Raw genomic sequence first — 14,908 nt, forward strand, 5'->3', positions numbered from 1 at the left:
AACATGCTTGGCGATATCCAGACCGATTATGATAACCTCTGACACGGACGCCTCCCTTAAGTGGTGCTCAACAACTCCACTTTGGCACATCGATGCCGTCGGGCGGGGCGTCCACCCCATCATAAAGGAGCAGACGTCGGCTTTTGGAGCCTAAGCAGAAGTTCGTTGCTCAATCAGAGTATTGCCGGTTTTGACCATGAGCGGCCCATCTTTAAAACGGCATCAAGTCATGCTGCCAGGCATGAAGCACCGGATGCGTGGATGGCCGTCGATGTAATGCTTCCAGACCATTGTACGGCCGAAACGGTTTGGTTGCTTGACAACGGCGCCATCGGGCACGTTGACCCATTCGTTGTCGATGTAGACGCGGTAACGCCCGCTATTGGACTCCCAATCCGCATCAGAAACGATGTACCCGTCAAGATCGGTGCAGCACTGTCCAAATTCGCTCTGCAAGCTTTCAAACCATAACTTCAGCGGGCCATCGTGCGCGAGTGCTGGCGTCGCTAGCGCCGTCAAGCCAAGCAACAGTGCCGCAGGTATTGCTGGAAACATCTCTTTGCCTCCGCGATCTTCGCCGCCCGATCCGCGGGGCTTGATGCGGACAAGGCTGGCAACCCGGAAAACAAGATGGCGCTTACAGCTGCGTCTCGGTGATGGGCGCAACAGCCACAATCGTTCGAGACCTCGTCATGGGAGACTTTCGTCCCCCGGCGCTTATGGACGTGAGTCCTTCAACTCGGGCAAAGGTTCAGCAACGACTGCTTGACTAAAGGTCAGCGCAGCTGCGTGTTTGGTCTGAGGAATCCGCTTGGCCCTTCCCGGACCTCATGGAGCGTCCGCTTCTGCGCCGTTCTTGGGGGCTAAGCGGGCATTGTGGATTTATCAGTACACGCTCTAACCGCGTTCATTTTCTGCGTCACGACATCATTTGCCCATTGGGTCAAACTTTATCCAAATGCGGCGAAGCGGATTCGGCGGAATGAAATCTCTCCGCGCCATGCTGGGACATGTCCCTTGCGAGGGCGCATGGGCAGGCTGGAGATTTCGTCGATGTATTACGTCGCCGCCGCATTGCTGGTGCTGTCCGGACTGTTCTACTCCGCGAGCCATCACGAGCTCGGCCAGTTCGGCGCGAACGTGTGCAGCTATGGCAGCACGTTCTGCGACAACCCGGTGGTCGTCTTCACCGGCGGCGCGCTGGCCGCCGCCTGGGGCATGTTCGTCAGCATCAAGTAGCAGCGCGCGTTTCGCCGCGAATGCGTTGAACGCGCTATTTCCCCAATTCCTTGCGGACGGCCGCGGCCGAATTGCCGACCTTGTCGACGGCCTTTTGCAGCTCCTCCTTCGATACGCCGAGCGCGTGCGTCCAGTACTTGACCTCGAAGGCCTCGTGCATGTTGATCTTGCTGCGGTCCGGTTGCGCGCGCTTCGTCAGAGTGTCCATTGCGTTTCCTCCCTCACGGAAGAAAAAAACGCCAACATGGACCGGCCGTTCCAAACGGCAGAGCGAGACTCACAGGGCGGGGCTCACACGTCGAGGCTCAAACGTTCAGCCACAGCATGGAAGCCAGCACCGCTGAAAATACAAACAGCCCGACAATTGCAATTCTAAAAACCAGGTCGGCGGCCACGCGAGCCCCCTTTTCGTTGCAAATTCTTTGCCCGCACCGCACGCGGTCACCGCCTTGGGCAAGGCAGGACCGTATCGTGACTTTGCTGCCGGGGCGGGTTGGGAACAGCCGGTCGACCGGCAGCGCAACGTGCTAACCCACCTTTGGTTCCTAATTTTCGCACAGCGCGAATCAGCCGATGTTAACCCTGCCGGTCGGCGGGTGCCATCGTCATGAGAACCAGACCGTGCTGCGCGACGGCGGACAGCCGAGCGCGTGCTGCCTGATCGCCGACAGATGCTGTGTCCAGGCATCGGCCGACCATCGGCAACATGTTCTGGCGTGCGATACGATGGTGACCGTTTCGCAAGCAAATGAAAAGCCCGCAACCGGGACGGTTCGGGCTCGATCTCTGCGATGGTACGACTCTACAGGTGTTTTGCCCGACGTGTCAAAGCAATCACGGAGCATTGCGTCAACAGGCGGCGGCGCTGGCCGACGCAGGAACTTTGCGGCCATGATCGCGCTTAAAGCACACTTCGCAATTCCGGAAGGTCAGCCCTGTCAAACCGATCGAAACAGCACGCCGCCAAGCACGACAGCGCCGAAGGTTCGGCGAAGTCCGGGCCGGGGCTGCTGAAACGGCTGGGGCCCGGCCTCATCACCGGCGCAGCCGACGACGATCCGTCGGGCATCGCCACCTATTCGCAGGCGGGTGCGCAATTCGGCTACGGGCTGCTCTGGACGGTGTTTCTGACCCTGCCGTTCATGATCGCGATTCAGCTCGTCAGCGCGCGGATCGGCCGGGTCACCGGCAAGGGGCTGGCCGCCAACGTCCTGCAGCTCGCGCCGCGCTGGATCGTGCTGGGGCTCGTCTCGCTGCTCGTCATCGCCAACACCTTCAACATCGCCGCCGACATCGCCGCGATGGCGGAGGCCCTCTCGCTGGTCATCGGCGGGCTCAATCACGAGCACGCCCTGATCTTCGCGGCGGGCTCGACCCTGCTCCAGGTGTTCGTGCCCTATCGCCGCTATTCGCCGGTGCTCAAATTCCTGACGCTGACGCTGTTCGCCTATGTCGCCACCGCCTTCACCGTGAAGATCCCGTGGAGCACCGCATTGCTCGCCGCGGTATGGCCGAAGGTGACTATCAGCGCCGAGTATTTCCTGATGGTTGTCGCCGTGCTCGGCACCACCATCAGCCCCTATCTCTTCTTCTGGCAGGCCTCCCAAGAGGTCGAGGAGATGAACCAGGGCAAGCGCGACAAGCCGCTGCGCGACCTTCCGAGCGGGGGCGATCCCGAGATCGCGCGCATCAGGGCCGACACCGTTGTCGGCATGCTGCTCTCCAACAGCATCGCCTTCTTCATCATCCTGACCACGGCGTCCGTGCTGAACGGCAATGGCGTCACCAAGATCAACTCGGCGACGGAAGCGGCCGAAGCGCTGCGTCCGCTCGCCGGCGATTTCACCTTCGCGCTGTTCGCGCTCGGCATCATCGGCACCGGCCTCCTGGCGATCCCGGTGCTGGCGGGCTCGGCGGCTTACGCCGTTGCGGAGACTTTCGGCTGGCGCGCCACGCTGGAGGCGAAGCCGGAAAAGGCGGTCGGCTTCTACACCATCATCGCGGCCGCAACCATCATCGGCTTCGGCCTCGGCTTCACCGGCATCGACTCGATACACATGCTGGTATGGAGCGCGGTGCTCAACGGCATCGTTGCCGTGCCGGTCATGGCCATGATGATGCTGATCGTCTCGAGCCGCGCGATCATGGGCCGCTTCAAAGCCCGCTCATGGCTGGTCGCGCTGGGCTGGCTCGGCACCGCGATCATGGCGCTCGCCGTCCTCGCTCTGCTCGGCTCGTCCGCGATCGGCTGACCCGACCGGCGACAGCTGCGCCGAGATCTGCGACGCCGAGATCTGCGACGCCAAGATCTACGACGCCAAGATCTGCGACACGATGACGATGATGAAGGCCGCGCGCACGGCCGGCACGCTGATGAACCGTATTACGGCGTCACGGGATTGACGGTCGGAGATGTCTTCGGCCCCGGCCGCTCCGGCTCGACCGGCGACTTCGGTGCGGTGGGAAGCACCTTGGCGCCGGCGGCATGTGCGGCCTCGCCCGTCGTTGCATACATCGCGACATGAGCCGGCTGCGTCTTGGCGCGGTTCCACGGCCCGTGATCGACGATCAGCATCGCAGCAATCGTCAAGCCGGCCACCATCAGCGCAATCACGCCGGGATGGCGAAGCGCCGAGGACATGGAGTTTGCGAAACGATCTGTTGTCATCGAAAGACCCGTGCTGTTTCCTCTCGCGGGTTAACTCAAACGTATCCCGCGAGTTCCGGCCTTCGCTTAAGCAAGTTCCGAGCCACTACGCGGAACAGATCGTCCCGATACGATCACTTTTTCACGTCCGGGCGCGCGTCGCCGACGAAGCTGTCGCGGTTCGGCATTTTGACAGCCGAAAGCGATTTGGCATCGAGTGTCGCATCCGCTCCCACCAGCCCGTTCAGGTTCAGGATGTAGGCGGACACCGCATAGACTTCCTCGTCGCTCAGCGACTGCGGCGCGTTCTGCGGCATGGCGCGGCGGATATAATCGAACAGCGTCGGCGCATAAGGCCAATAGCTGCCGACGGTGCGGATCGGCTTGGCCGTTGCGATCGTGCCCTGCCCACCGGCGAGCCGGTCACCCAGGCCCCCCTCGCCTTTATCGCCATGGCAGGACGCACATTGCTGGGCGAACACCTCGCGGCCATGGCTGACCGAACCGCCCCCCTTCGGCAGATTCTGGCCGTCACGTCCGACATCGATATTCCAGCCCGCGATCTCTGCAGCCGTCGCAGGGCGACCGATGCCATAAGGGCTTTGCGCCTGCGCTTCGCTCGCGAAGGCACCCAGCGCGATTGCGACGGCAACGCCGCAGGTCTCACGCCAGCGCATTGGTCACCTCGCCGTCGGCTGCGATGCGCCAGGGCCAGATCGCGTTGTTGTGGTAGAAATAGTTCTCGCCGCGCACCGCGAGCAGCTCGGCCAGCGTCGGCTGCACATAGCCGGTCTCGTCGACGGCACGGCTCTGGATCACGGCTGGCTTGCCGTCCCATTGCCAAGGCAAGCGGAAGCGCGTGAGGGCGCGCGTCAACACCGGCTCCTGTAATCGCGCGTCCTGCCAGCTCTTGCCGTCATCGACCGAAACCTCGACGCGCTTGATCTTGCCATGTCCGCTCCAGGCGATGCCGGTGATCTCGTGGAAGCCGGGCGCGCTCAGGCGATGACCGCCCGAGGGGCGCGTAATGATCGACTTCGCTTCCATGTAGAAGGAAAACTCGCGCGCCGTGCCGTCGGGCAAGAGATCGGTGTATTTCGAGGTCTCTTCGCGCGAATAAGTGGGCTCCGCGGTCACGTGCAGGCGGCGCAGCCACTTCACGCTCATATTGCCTTCGAAGCCCGGCAAGAACAGCCGCAAGGGATAGCCCTGCTGCGGACGCAACCGCTCGCCGTTCTGGCTGTAGACCAGAAGGGCGTCCTCGAGGCATTTCTCGATCGGAATGCTGCGCGTCAGCGCGGCGGCGTCAGCGCCTTCGGCGACGACCCATTTGGCGTCCGGTTTCAATCCGGCCTCCTGGAGCACCAGCTTCAGGCTCACGCCGGTCCATTCCGCGCAACTCACCAGACCCACGAGGTCCGATGCCGTCTTGCCATAGGGCTTGGTGTAACCGGGATTGCCGGAGCATTCGAGGAAGTAGATGCGCGACTCCGACGGGAAGCGCCTGAGATCGTCCATCGTGAAGATCAGGGACCGTTCGACGAGGCCGTGCAGCATCAACCGATGCTGCGCCGGATCGATGGTCGGAACACCGCCATGATGCCGCTCGTAGAACAGTCCATTCGGCGTGATGATGCCGTCGAGCTCCTGCAATGGCGTGCGGCTGGAGGCGGATATGTACTGCTTGAGAGTCTTCGAGATGTTCTTGACGACGCCCTTCTCGAACGGTGACGGCGCGCCATAGGGCTGGGCTCCCATCGGCTCGCCCGGCGCCTTCATCCATTCGGGAATGTTGGGCGGAAGGTTGTCCGTCTCCGCCGCGGCCGGCGCACCGGCGCCCAGAACGGCGCCGCCCGCCACCGCGGTGCCGCCTTGCAGGAAGCGACGGCGTGTTGTTCTCGCGGATTTTCCGGCGACGTCGATCGTGCTGCTCATTGCGGATCCTCGGCTGAAGTGCGACCCGCATCAAACCCTCCGCGAAGGGCGTTTGCAATCCGCACCTATTTCAAAAGCAGGCGATTTCGACCAGGACTGATCTAGATCAGCCAGCCGCAACAGCCATTCCGTTCTTCGCAATGCAAAACAGCTCTCGGCGTCACTCGCCCGGTGCGATCGCGTTACTCGGCGTCGGCCGGTCGGTGATCTGTTGTCCGAACAGGCTGCCGATCAGCTCGACCGCAGTCCGCGCGGTGCGACCGCGCTCGTCCAGGAACGGATTGAGCTCGACGATGTCGACTGATCCGACCACGCCTGAGTCATGAAGCAGCTCCATGATCAGATGCGCTTCGCGATAGGTCGCTCCGCCCGGCACCGTGGTGCCGACTCCCGGCGCCACACACGGATCGAGGAAATCGACATCGAAGCTGACATGGAGCACGCCATCGCTCGCCTTGACGCGCTCGATGACGCGCCGGATCAGCACGGCGACGCCGAACTCGTCGATCTGGCGCATGTCGACAACCCTGATCCGGCGTGTGCGCATCAATTCCCTTTCGAGCTTGTCGATCGAACGCGCGCCGAACAGGTCCAGCCTGTCGGGATCAATCGAGGCGCGCGGATCATCGCCGAGCAATCCATCGAGGCCGGGCTCGCCGCACAAGAACGCCGCCGACATGCCGTGCATGTTGGCGGTGATAGTCGTCTCGGGCGTATTGTAATCGGCATGGGCGTCGAGCCAGAGCACGAACAGCTCACGTCCGCGCTCCTGCCAGTGGCGCGCCATGGCATTCACCGAGCCCATCGACAATGTGTGATCGCCGCCGAGGAAGATCGGCAACGCCCCGGTCTGCGCGATCTCATGGCCTCTGCGGCTCAGCATCCGCGTCCAGCGCTGGATTTCGCGATAGTGATTGGCTTTTTCGGGCGGCCTGTCAGCGAGGTCGCTGACCTCCGCCACGGAGAGATCGCCGTAATCGACAACTTCGAAATCAAGGCCTTCGAGCAATGCCGCAAGCCCGGCGGTGCGCAGCGCCGCAGGGCCCATCAAGGTGCCACGCTGCGAAGCTCCCATGTCGATGGGCGCGCCGAGCAAGGCGATGCGCCGGGCTCGATCCGGCATGGTCCGATCGGTCACGGCAGTCTCCCGACATCCACAAGGTCGTGGCAGCCTAACAGAGATTCGCACCCGTCGTTTCACGGGTATTTCTCGGTGAAAAGACGCCGCGAGAGAAGCCGTCCCGGAACAAAATCCCGCGCACCGCATTTCCCTTGCAAGGCCGGCACCCGCCGTACATTACGGCGCCTGTCGCGGATAGCCAAAGGTCTTCGGACCCGCTGTTCAAAACGAGCGCTCGCGCGGATAGCCAAAGGTGCCGGCCTCATTCACTTCGTCAGAAGCGGAGTTTACGAATTTGAGCACCGAAATTCCGCAGCCCCCGTCCCAGCCCGGCATGGCCGAGCGCGCCATCGACGCGGCGGCCGACGTCTCCCATTCGATCGGTGAGGTCGCGGGAGGCTTGCGCGCCGCTGTCGACCGCTTGACGCATGTCATCGACGAAGCTCGAAAGCCGGGTAAACCGCTCTCGACGGTCGCCGCAATCACACGTGAAGCGCCGCTCGCGAGCCTGTTCGTCGCCTTCCTGTTCGGGGTTGCCATCGCCCGCCGGCGTTAGCCATGAAGCCCGCGTGACGTAACTCAGCTAGGCCGCCGTGGCGGATCGGGGCTGCGGCAGGAATCGCCTCTCGAACGCCTCGGCAGGCATCGGCCGGCCGAAAAAATATCCCTGCCCTTCCTCGCATCCCATGCTGACCAGGAAGTCGGCCGTGGCACCGTTCTCGATGCCTTCCGCCACGACAGTGAGCCCTGAGACCGATGGTCGAGCCGACGATCGCGGCTTTCGGCCGGGGCTATAGCGTAGCCGAGATCAGCGGCGACAACGGTCTTGCCGGCTCGCTCGAGCTGCGCTTCGACCAGAAGCTCAATTTCCGCTACTGGACCGGCTATCAGCTCTACGCCTTTGGCGACGCCGGCGCAGTCTGGAACGATGGCTACCGGCTGAGCGACGGCCTGTCGCTGACATCGGCCGGAGCCGGCGTGCGTTCTTTCTGCCGGACGATCTTCAAGCCGATCTCGGCGTAGCCGTCCCCTTGAGCTACCGGGCTCCAGACAACGAGCGCCGCAGCCCACGCTTCCTGTTCACCCTCTCGAGCGCATTCCGGCTCTGCCCCGAGCGCGGCAGGGGCGGCTGCCTCTAGCTGCCGCGCTCTGAGCAAACCCGGCATGCGGCCCTTTTGCGGCCTTGCTCACAGACTTGCCTAAATTTAATCCCGTAACCTGCTCACGATCGCTCGATCCGGGGGCTTCCGGTGACCATTTTCAGTCGAAAGTGATTGGGACGGAACTATGAAGAGGGTGTTTGCAATCCTGGCTTTTCTCTGCGTGCTCGGCGTCGGCCAGTATTTCGTGGTCAGCCGGTTCGCGATCCGACATGAGGTTCTGACCCTGTTCGATGCCGCGCGCCAACGGCCGATCTCGGTCGAAATCGCGGTGCGGCGCGACTATGAGACCAAGGCCAATCTCGGGCTCTGGAAGCTCCCGCTCGCCATCATCAGCAACGGCAACACCGTCAAGGCGACCGAGTATTCCTTCCTCGCCAACGTGCTTGCGGCGCGCGGTTATCTCGTTGCCAGCATCCAGCAGGACCTGCCGAGCGATCCGCCGTTGATGACCCATGTCGGTCAGCAATATGTCGGGCGGCGCGAGGTCTATATCCGCTGCGAGGCGAATATCCTTTTCACCCTGGCCGAACTGAAGCGACGGCAGGAAAACACCGACTACGACCACATCACCCTCGTCGGCCATTCCAACGGTGGCGACGTCTCGATGTATGTCGCCCATCAGCACCCGGAGATCGTGTCGAAGGTGATCACGCTCGACAATCTGCGGGTGCCCTTCGTGCTCAGCGACAACCTGAAGATCTTGTCGTTCCGCTCCAAGGATCCGCATTTCCAGACCGACCCGGGCGTGCTGCCGACGCCTGACGAGGCCAAAGCGCGCGGCATCGACATCGTCCATACCGGTGCTCAGCACACCGAGATGAGCGATCGCGGTCCCGATGCGGTCAAGGAGAAGATCCAGGCGACACTCGACCGCTTCCTGCGTGACAGTGCCAGCAGCTCGCTCGCACCGGCCGACACCAGAAGCCCTATGATCATGAATCCCGGCGACTACTAGCCGGGCCCGCTTTGCGGCAGATCAAGGCAGCTCCAGGCTGGCAACGATAGCAAGGGCCTCACCATCCCGGAGAGGCACGTGTCGCACTCCCCCGAAAGCCTTCTTACGAAACGTCTCGACACGGCAAGCCTTGGCCTGCCGGCTGCGAGGACATCGGCATTCGCGCGTCATCTCTATCGTGCAACCCGCAAGCTGCTCCGGTCGATCATCGCCCGCATCGATCTCTCGCAATTTCCGGGATCGTGCTGCGGCTGAGCGCGGCGTCACGCAGGATCAATTTGCGGGCACGCGGCGCACACCGGAACTCAGGACTTTCCTTTGCCGGGCTGCATGAAACTGCCGGTCATCTGGCGCATGTGGTCGCCGGCGCTGGTGAACTGGCTGCGCAGGAAGTCGGACTGGATTCGCATCGCTTCCTGAAGGTCGGTGGCATGCACGAGCTTGCGCGCGTGCTCGAACGCCGACTTCATGTTCTGCTCGGTGAACGCGAGCGCCTGCTTGGACACTTCGGTACCCGCTCCGGGAACCGACGTCATCGATTTGGTGGCAGCTTCGAAAAACATGCCGAATGCCTGTTCCGCCTGGTCGATCGTCTTTTCGGCTAGGTCGCGCAGTTCGGCTGGGACTTCGAGCTTCGGTTCGATCATGGTCATACTCCTCCCCTTTTTCCCAACTGAATACCACACTTGCCGCACCGCATTCCAGCGGCAGCCTGGGGGACAAACGTCGCCCGGGCGGTCCGGCTCCGGCAGGAAAACGAGGGACGAGGCGTAAGGCCGGCGCGCGGCCGGGGTCAGGACAGGGGGTGCTCGGGACGGGTTTCTTCGGTGCCGAGGTCTTCGACCAGCTTGATCACCTCGAAACGCTGTCGAGGCGCGAGCTTCAGGAACGCGCGAAGCAGACGCAGACTTTCAACGGTGCTGCTTGCAGGCGCGCCGAGCTTAAGGTGCAGTTCAGCCGCGAAATTGAGGTTTTTCATCTCGCACCTATGACAAGCATCGGCCCTCGTAATCAGACGTCGAGGTCTCGCTCGAGAACCGAACACCATGACCGGACGCCATGGTGCCCCTGAGATCTCGGCAGGGGCACCCGGTGGGTTAACACGCCGAACCACATGTCCACACGGACTGGCTCAACCAAACAGGTTGCAATTATGTCAAGAAACAACCCTTCCGGCAAGCCCAACCGTCGCCGTAGCGATGCTTCGTCCGCATCGCAGCACGGCAATTCCGGATAACAGGATTATGGACCGTCGTCACCCACCTGCGTCAAGAAGCGGCATCACTCACGCACACGGCCTCGATCGCTGTCAATCGGTGCGGCGTTTCGCCGTGTTTCTGGTGTGAACGAGGTCAGATTGAAGTTTCTTCAGCGCATACACGTAATTGGCGAGTCCGACCGCGGCGGTTGTATCGTCAACGGAATGAACGTCGAGCCTCGCAGCCGGCCTGCAGCGTCTTGATCCGTCCGCCAGTGAAGCCCCCTTGGGCTGCTCGGCTTGGACGCGGTTCCCCCACCAGAGTTTATCGGTCCGAAAATATCTCCGCCAATGAACCGTCGTTCAAGGCTGAACGACCAAGCGGTTGCGAAGCGGCCACGCAGACCACGGGCGCCATGGCTGACGGACTTCTTGATTCGGGCGCGCCTCAGCACCAAAGGACGACAGCATGCTTTCCCGCTGCGATCTCATCAAGGGCGGCGCGGTCGCGCTTCTCACCCTCTCGATACAAGGCGCATGGGCGCAGGAGACCAGGATGAATCTGTTCAAGATCGTCACCATCAAGGACGAAATCGTCGTCGGATTGTCGGCGCAGGAGCTCCAGGCGCTTGGCGGCAATGATGCAAGCGCGGTTGCGCACGCGCTGGCGCAGAAGGGCGATCTCACGGTCTGGCAGTACAACGTGCATCGCGGCCCGAACGGCGAATTGCAACAGGCGCCGACCGTTAAGATCGGGCTCTTGGCCAACGCGTCTCTCCGTGTCGAGCCCTACACGACGCCCTACCAGATCGTGCCGCATCCGTAACAAGCGGCCCGGGCGCGCCTGCGGCGAGATCGCAGGCGCGCCACTACTCTCAACGCTGCTTGGCGCGCTGAGCCCCGCCTTCAGTCGCAAAGCCGTAGATCAGCGCCAGCCGGTCCAGGCATTCGCGAAAGCGCCGTGCGAAATAGTCGTTCCAGCGCTGGGTACGGACAGCCCGCCGCTCCCCGATCTGATCCATGGTCAGCCCCAGCACCAGGACGTCGTGCACCAGCGCGGCGCCATCGGTACCGAGTTCGCGCTCGACCCGGTTCAGGCGCAGCACAGCCTGGCGCTGGTCCTCGGTGACGGGCTCGCGCGAGCGCGTGCCATCGACATATTCGCGCGTCGGGTCTACCGCCTGGGGCCCGCGCTCCGCCCTCTCCCAGTCGTTCTGGAAGGCGCGCCCGCCGCGATACTGCGCCTCATCGATCTGGTGATGCGCGTGCAACCGGCCGAGCGGATCGCCGCGGACCGAGCGGACGGCGACGATCTTCTCGCCGGCATCAAGCGCCAGCGGATTGTCGACCTCGACCTCCGCCACCTCGGCATTGAACGGCACCTCGCGCGATCGCCGATCGTAGATTCCAGTCAATCTGTAGGACTTGTTGCGTCGTAGACGTTCCACTCGGATACTCCTCGCAAATTGAAAGAACAGCGGTCCCGTCAGGCGGCAGAGATCAGCCTCAGGACGACAGGACCGGCGGCGCGAGCGGACGCAGCCTCAGACCTTCGCGTCAGGCGGGCATGCGGCGAGCAATAGCTGGAGCCCGGCTGGCGCGGATGGCCGCAGAAGGCGATCCCCTCCCCGTCCTTGTCGCCACCATAGGGATAGCGGCAGTCGTCGCGCCCGAGTTCGCCCAGCGCGACCAGTCGGGGCTGGACGCCGACACAGCGCAACTTGACCCGCGCGGGTTTCATTGCGGATTTCGGCGGAAAGTTCAGGTTCGGCACCGCCGGACGGGGCGGCCCGATGAGACAGGCTCCTGACGGCAAGGACGGCACGATCGATGGACTCGTCATCCGCGCCGGTGCCGCGAGTCCCAGCCGCTTGGCGCGGCCGGCCACCGCGTTGCGTGTGTAAGCCGTTCCAAACCTTCCGTTTATCTGTCTTCCGATCTCCGCATAAGACATCCCCCTGAGAAAATAGTCGCGAAGCGCGTCGGAGTGCTCCGACGGCCAATGACCCGGTTCCATGCTGCTGTCCTGTGATGCGCCTCCTCCGATCGCTCGATCGCGAGGCGGAGCCTACATTCCGGTATTCCGAAGCAACTGTCAAGCGACAATTCTGATATTCATAATTGCATCAATTCCGAATTTCGGATTACAAGAGGCGGGACGATGGGCAATCGAGGGAATCACCATGTTGGACGTTGCAATGATCGAGCGGGGCCTGGAGAAGACGGGCAAGAGCAAGGGCGGCCTGGCGGCGGCCATGGGCGTGCGGCCCGGCGCGGTGTCGGAGATCCTGGGCGGCGAGCGCCTGGTGAAGGCGTCTGAAATCATTCCGATCATGGAATATCTTGAGCTCAATCTCGCGCCGATCATGGGCCGCGTCGGGGCCGGCGCTGTGATCGAGCCCGATTATGAACAGGTTCCCCCTGAAGGCCTCGGCGATATCGCGCTGCCGTTCCCGATCATGGAAGAGACCGTCGCTTTCGAGATCGTCGGCGATTCGATGCTGCCTAAATACGAGAGCGGCGACGTGATCGTCGTCTACAAGGACCAGCGCCATCCACTGTCGAGCTTCTACGGCGAAGAGGCCGTGGTCCGGCTCAAGACCGGCGAGCGTTATTTGAAGACCATCGAACGGGGCAAGTCGCCCTCCGTCGTCAACCTCACCAGCTTCAACGCCAAGCCGATCGTCGGCGTCAAGCTCGAGTGGGTCGGCGAGATCTGCCTGTCCATGCCCAAGGGCCAGCTCGAGCGGCTGCGCGCCAAGTCAGCACGCCCTCGCAAGAAGAGCAAATAGGGGCCTATTTCCGTTTTTCGGAAATAACCCTTGACTTAGTTCTGTTTTTCGGAAATACTCTGCCGCGCTCCCGACTACGGAGCGCGGCAGGATCGTTTCATGCAGTATTTCGTCGTGATGATCGACTATGGGCGGCGCGGACGCGAGGCGGTCGTCGATCCCGAAATCACAAGGCGCGAGGTCATCTCCCGCGTCGCTTCGGGTGAGTATCGAAACATCTCGTTCATCCACGAAATCGCGGAGAATGCGGTGGAGGACGTGACCGCGGCCATCCTGACCGAGGCCGCCCTCCCCCAGATTCCGCCTGAAGAAGTCGACCTCCAGGCGATCCGCCTCGATCACGCCCGCGACCTGCGCAAGCACGAGAAGACGTGACGCAGGCCCAAACGGCCTGCGCCACTGCCCGGTCAGAGATCACACCGTGAGAACGGTCGACCCCGTGGTCTTGCGCGCGGCGAGGTCGGCATGCGCCTTGGCGGCATCCTTCAGCGGGTACGTCTGGTGCACCTCGATCTTGACCGCGGCGGACTTCACAACGTCGAACAGCTCGTTGGCCATCGCGACCAGGGCCTCGCGCTTGGCAGCGTAGGTGAACAGCGTCGGACGGGTGACGTAGAGCGAGCCCTTCTGCGCGAGCAGGCCGAGATTGAGCGGCTCGACAGCGCCGGAGGACGCACCAAACAGCGCGGCAACACCGAGCGGCGCAAGACAATCCAGCGACTTCAGGAACGTATCCTTGCCGACGGAATCATAGACCACCGGCACCTTCTTGCCGCCCGTGATCTCGTCCACGCGCTTCACGAAATCCTCGCGCGTATAGATGATCACATGATCGCAGCCATGTGCCTTGGCGAGCTTTGCCTTCTCGTCGCTGCTGACGGTGCCGATCACTGTCGCGCCGAGATGTTTTGCCCACTGGCTCAGGATCAGGCCAACGCCGCCGGCCGCGGCATGAAGCAGGATGGTGTCGCCGGCCTTCACGCGATAGGTCTGCCGGATCAGGTATTGGGTGGTGAGCCCCTTCAGCATCATGGCCGCCGCGGTCTTGTCGTCGACACCATCAGGCAGCTTCAACAACCGGTCGGCCGGGATCAGCCGCGCCTCGGAATAGGCACCGAGCGGCGATGCGCCATAGGCGACGCGATCGCCCGGCTTCAGATTGGTGACACCCGAGCCGACTTCCTCGACGATTCCGGCCGCCTCGCTGCCAAGACCGCTCGGCAATTGTGCCGGATACACGCCCGAGCGATTGTAGATGTCGACGAAGTTGAGACCGACGGCTGTGTGGCGGATGCGCGCCTCGCCAGGTCCGGGCTTCCCGACGCTGACCTCCTCCCAGACCAGGACTTCAGGACCGCCGGTCTTGTGAAAGCGAATGGCATGCGTCATGGGCGTTGCTCCCTTATTGTTGCCGTGAAGGTCCGTGGAAAACGGATCGGCCCCTGAAATAGGAATTTGGTCGGCCCGTTACAGTACAGAGACGTAACAAGAATGTCACAGCGAACGACAAAGGCCCGCTGTTCCGCCTCTGTTCGAAAGAGTTGATGACGGCTCCGGGGCAACGGGCAGTAGCGTTTGCACGGGGTTTGGTGGTCGCCTGCGAAGGAGAGCCGAGATGCCAGCTTATGTACAGCATCATCAGGACATCGAAATCGCGCCTGTAATTTGCCCTGCCTGCATGGGGTTCCTGCCGATGTATGTTCGCGAGGTCGAACCGCATTGGGGGCTTGCCAAGATCGACTTCGTCTATGAATGCGCGGACTGCGGGGCCGAAGTCCGGCAGACCATCCGCAAGCCGGACCTGCGGCACTGACCGCCGTCGGCGTCCCCCTCAAGTATTTGCGTTAGGCGGAAAAAAC

Annotated in this window: 20 protein-coding genes and 2 pseudogenes; 10 read left to right on the forward strand and 12 right to left on the reverse strand. The window is 62.7% G+C overall.

Going from position 1 to position 14,908, the window contains the following annotated elements; all coding sequences use genetic code 11:
- Nucleotides 1–222: 222 nt before the first annotated feature.
- Nucleotides 223–555 carry a hypothetical protein gene (locus tag OWC48_RS35925; RefSeq protein ID WP_282524232.1) on the reverse strand — a complete coding sequence of 111 codons (333 nt, stop codon included), beginning with the start codon at nt 553–555 and terminating at the stop codon, nt 223–225.
- A gap of 498 nt (nt 556–1,053) precedes the next feature.
- On the opposite strand from OWC48_RS35925, the gene OWC48_RS35930 reads away from it, so the two are divergent.
- The gene (locus OWC48_RS35930; RefSeq protein ID WP_014493715.1) at nt 1,054–1,239 is read left to right on the forward strand and encodes a hypothetical protein; all 186 of its coding nucleotides are present in this window, start codon (nt 1,054–1,056) and stop codon (nt 1,237–1,239) included.
- Nucleotides 1,240–1,273: 34 nt separating this feature from the next.
- On the opposite strand, the gene OWC48_RS35935 is transcribed toward OWC48_RS35930, so the two are convergent.
- Nucleotides 1,274–1,447 (reverse strand): DUF3606 domain-containing protein, encoded by a 174-nt coding sequence (locus OWC48_RS35935; protein ID WP_282524233.1) that lies wholly within the window; start codon nt 1,445–1,447, stop codon nt 1,274–1,276.
- A gap of 799 nt (nt 1,448–2,246) precedes the next feature.
- On the opposite strand from OWC48_RS35935, the gene OWC48_RS35940 reads away from it, so the two are divergent.
- The gene (locus OWC48_RS35940; protein WP_282524339.1) at nt 2,247–3,491 is read left to right on the forward strand and encodes an NRAMP family divalent metal transporter; all 1,245 of its coding nucleotides are present in this window, start codon (nt 2,247–2,249) and stop codon (nt 3,489–3,491) included.
- Nucleotides 3,492–3,622: 131 nt separating this feature from the next.
- On the opposite strand, the gene OWC48_RS35945 is transcribed toward OWC48_RS35940, so the two are convergent.
- The 4 genes from OWC48_RS35945 to rocF form a co-directional block, all read right to left on the reverse strand.
- A complete protein-coding gene (locus OWC48_RS35945) occupies nt 3,623–3,907 on the reverse strand; it encodes a hypothetical protein (protein ID WP_282524234.1) in 285 nt (94 codons plus the stop codon).
- A gap of 113 nt (nt 3,908–4,020) precedes the next feature.
- The gene (locus tag OWC48_RS35950) at nt 4,021–4,563 is read right to left on the reverse strand and encodes a c-type cytochrome (protein ID WP_282524235.1); all 543 of its coding nucleotides are present in this window, start codon (nt 4,561–4,563) and stop codon (nt 4,021–4,023) included.
- Nucleotides 4,550–5,821 carry a sulfite dehydrogenase gene (soxC, locus tag OWC48_RS35955; RefSeq protein WP_282524236.1) on the reverse strand — a complete coding sequence of 424 codons (1,272 nt, stop codon included), beginning with the start codon at nt 5,819–5,821 and terminating at the stop codon, nt 4,550–4,552. The genes OWC48_RS35950 and soxC overlap by 14 nt, the downstream gene beginning before the upstream one ends.
- 160 nt (nt 5,822–5,981) lie before the next feature.
- Nucleotides 5,982–6,959, reverse strand: a complete 978-nt coding sequence (gene rocF / locus OWC48_RS35960) for an arginase (RefSeq protein WP_282524237.1) — start codon at nt 6,957–6,959, stop codon at nt 5,982–5,984.
- 277 nt (nt 6,960–7,236) lie between these two features.
- Between rocF and OWC48_RS35965 the strand changes: the two genes are divergently transcribed.
- The gene (locus tag OWC48_RS35965) at nt 7,237–7,497 is read left to right on the forward strand and encodes a hypothetical protein (protein ID WP_282524238.1); all 261 of its coding nucleotides are present in this window, start codon (nt 7,237–7,239) and stop codon (nt 7,495–7,497) included.
- A 27-nt stretch (nt 7,498–7,524) separates the two neighbouring features.
- Here OWC48_RS35965 and OWC48_RS35970 read toward each other — a convergent pair.
- Nucleotides 7,525–7,720 (reverse strand): annotated as a pseudogene (locus tag OWC48_RS35970) (EAL domain-containing protein); the annotation flags it as partial.
- Between OWC48_RS35970 and OWC48_RS35975 the strand changes: the two are divergent.
- The 3 genes and pseudogenes from OWC48_RS35975 to OWC48_RS35985 form a co-directional block, all read left to right on the forward strand.
- Nucleotides 7,716–8,080: pseudogene (locus OWC48_RS35975) on the forward strand (BamA/TamA family outer membrane protein); the annotation flags it as partial. The pseudogenes OWC48_RS35970 and OWC48_RS35975 sit on opposite strands and share 5 nt — an antisense overlap.
- Nucleotides 8,081–8,228: 148 nt before the next feature.
- Nucleotides 8,229–9,059: an alpha/beta fold hydrolase gene (locus OWC48_RS35980; RefSeq protein ID WP_282524239.1), complete on the forward strand. Its 831-nt coding sequence runs from the start codon at nt 8,229–8,231 to the stop codon at nt 9,057–9,059.
- Between the two features lie 78 nt (nt 9,060–9,137).
- Nucleotides 9,138–9,314 carry a hypothetical protein gene (locus tag OWC48_RS35985; protein WP_282524240.1) on the forward strand — a complete coding sequence of 59 codons (177 nt, stop codon included), beginning with the start codon at nt 9,138–9,140 and terminating at the stop codon, nt 9,312–9,314.
- A gap of 50 nt (nt 9,315–9,364) precedes the next feature.
- Here the strand turns inward: OWC48_RS35985 and OWC48_RS35990 are convergent, their stop codons facing one another.
- Nucleotides 9,365–9,706 carry a phasin gene (locus OWC48_RS35990; protein ID WP_014493705.1) on the reverse strand — a complete coding sequence of 114 codons (342 nt, stop codon included), beginning with the start codon at nt 9,704–9,706 and terminating at the stop codon, nt 9,365–9,367.
- 146 nt (nt 9,707–9,852) lie between these two features.
- A complete protein-coding gene (locus tag OWC48_RS35995) occupies nt 9,853–10,038 on the reverse strand; it encodes a hypothetical protein (RefSeq protein ID WP_282524241.1) in 186 nt (61 codons plus the stop codon).
- Between the two features lie 688 nt (nt 10,039–10,726).
- Between OWC48_RS35995 and OWC48_RS36000 the strand changes: the two genes are divergently transcribed.
- A complete protein-coding gene (locus OWC48_RS36000; RefSeq protein ID WP_282524242.1) occupies nt 10,727–11,083 on the forward strand; it encodes a hypothetical protein in 357 nt (118 codons plus the stop codon).
- A 49-nt stretch (nt 11,084–11,132) separates the two neighbouring features.
- Here OWC48_RS36000 and OWC48_RS36005 read toward each other — a convergent pair whose 3' ends face one another.
- Complete coding sequence (locus OWC48_RS36005) at nt 11,133–11,705, reverse strand: hypothetical protein (protein WP_282524243.1); 573 nt, start codon at nt 11,703–11,705, stop codon at nt 11,133–11,135.
- Between the two features lie 38 nt (nt 11,706–11,743).
- Complete coding sequence (locus tag OWC48_RS36010) at nt 11,744–12,274, reverse strand: GcrA family cell cycle regulator (RefSeq protein WP_282524244.1); 531 nt, start codon at nt 12,272–12,274, stop codon at nt 11,744–11,746.
- 166 nt (nt 12,275–12,440) lie between these two features.
- Between OWC48_RS36010 and OWC48_RS36015 the strand changes: the two genes are divergently transcribed.
- Both OWC48_RS36015 and OWC48_RS36020 read left to right on the forward strand, forming a co-directional pair.
- Entirely contained in the window at nt 12,441–13,049 is a 609-nt protein-coding gene (locus OWC48_RS36015) for a S24 family peptidase (RefSeq protein ID WP_028156659.1), read from the forward strand.
- A gap of 99 nt (nt 13,050–13,148) precedes the next feature.
- Nucleotides 13,149–13,424 carry a hypothetical protein gene (locus tag OWC48_RS36020; protein WP_282524245.1) on the forward strand — a complete coding sequence of 92 codons (276 nt, stop codon included), beginning with the start codon at nt 13,149–13,151 and terminating at the stop codon, nt 13,422–13,424.
- Between the two features lie 39 nt (nt 13,425–13,463).
- On the opposite strand, the gene OWC48_RS36025 is transcribed toward OWC48_RS36020, so the two are convergent.
- Nucleotides 13,464–14,438, reverse strand: coding sequence for a quinone oxidoreductase (locus tag OWC48_RS36025; RefSeq protein WP_282524246.1), 975 nt, complete (start codon nt 14,436–14,438; stop codon nt 13,464–13,466).
- Nucleotides 14,439–14,664: 226 nt separating this feature from the next.
- On the opposite strand from OWC48_RS36025, the gene OWC48_RS36030 reads away from it, so the two are divergent.
- Nucleotides 14,665–14,862: a hypothetical protein gene (locus OWC48_RS36030; protein WP_282524247.1), complete on the forward strand. Its 198-nt coding sequence runs from the start codon at nt 14,665–14,667 to the stop codon at nt 14,860–14,862.
- Nucleotides 14,863–14,908 lie beyond the last annotated feature (46 nt).

The sequence above is a fragment of the Bradyrhizobium sp. Arg816 genome (genome assembly GCF_029989365.1).
Lineage (GTDB): Bacteria > Pseudomonadota > Alphaproteobacteria > Rhizobiales > Xanthobacteraceae > Bradyrhizobium.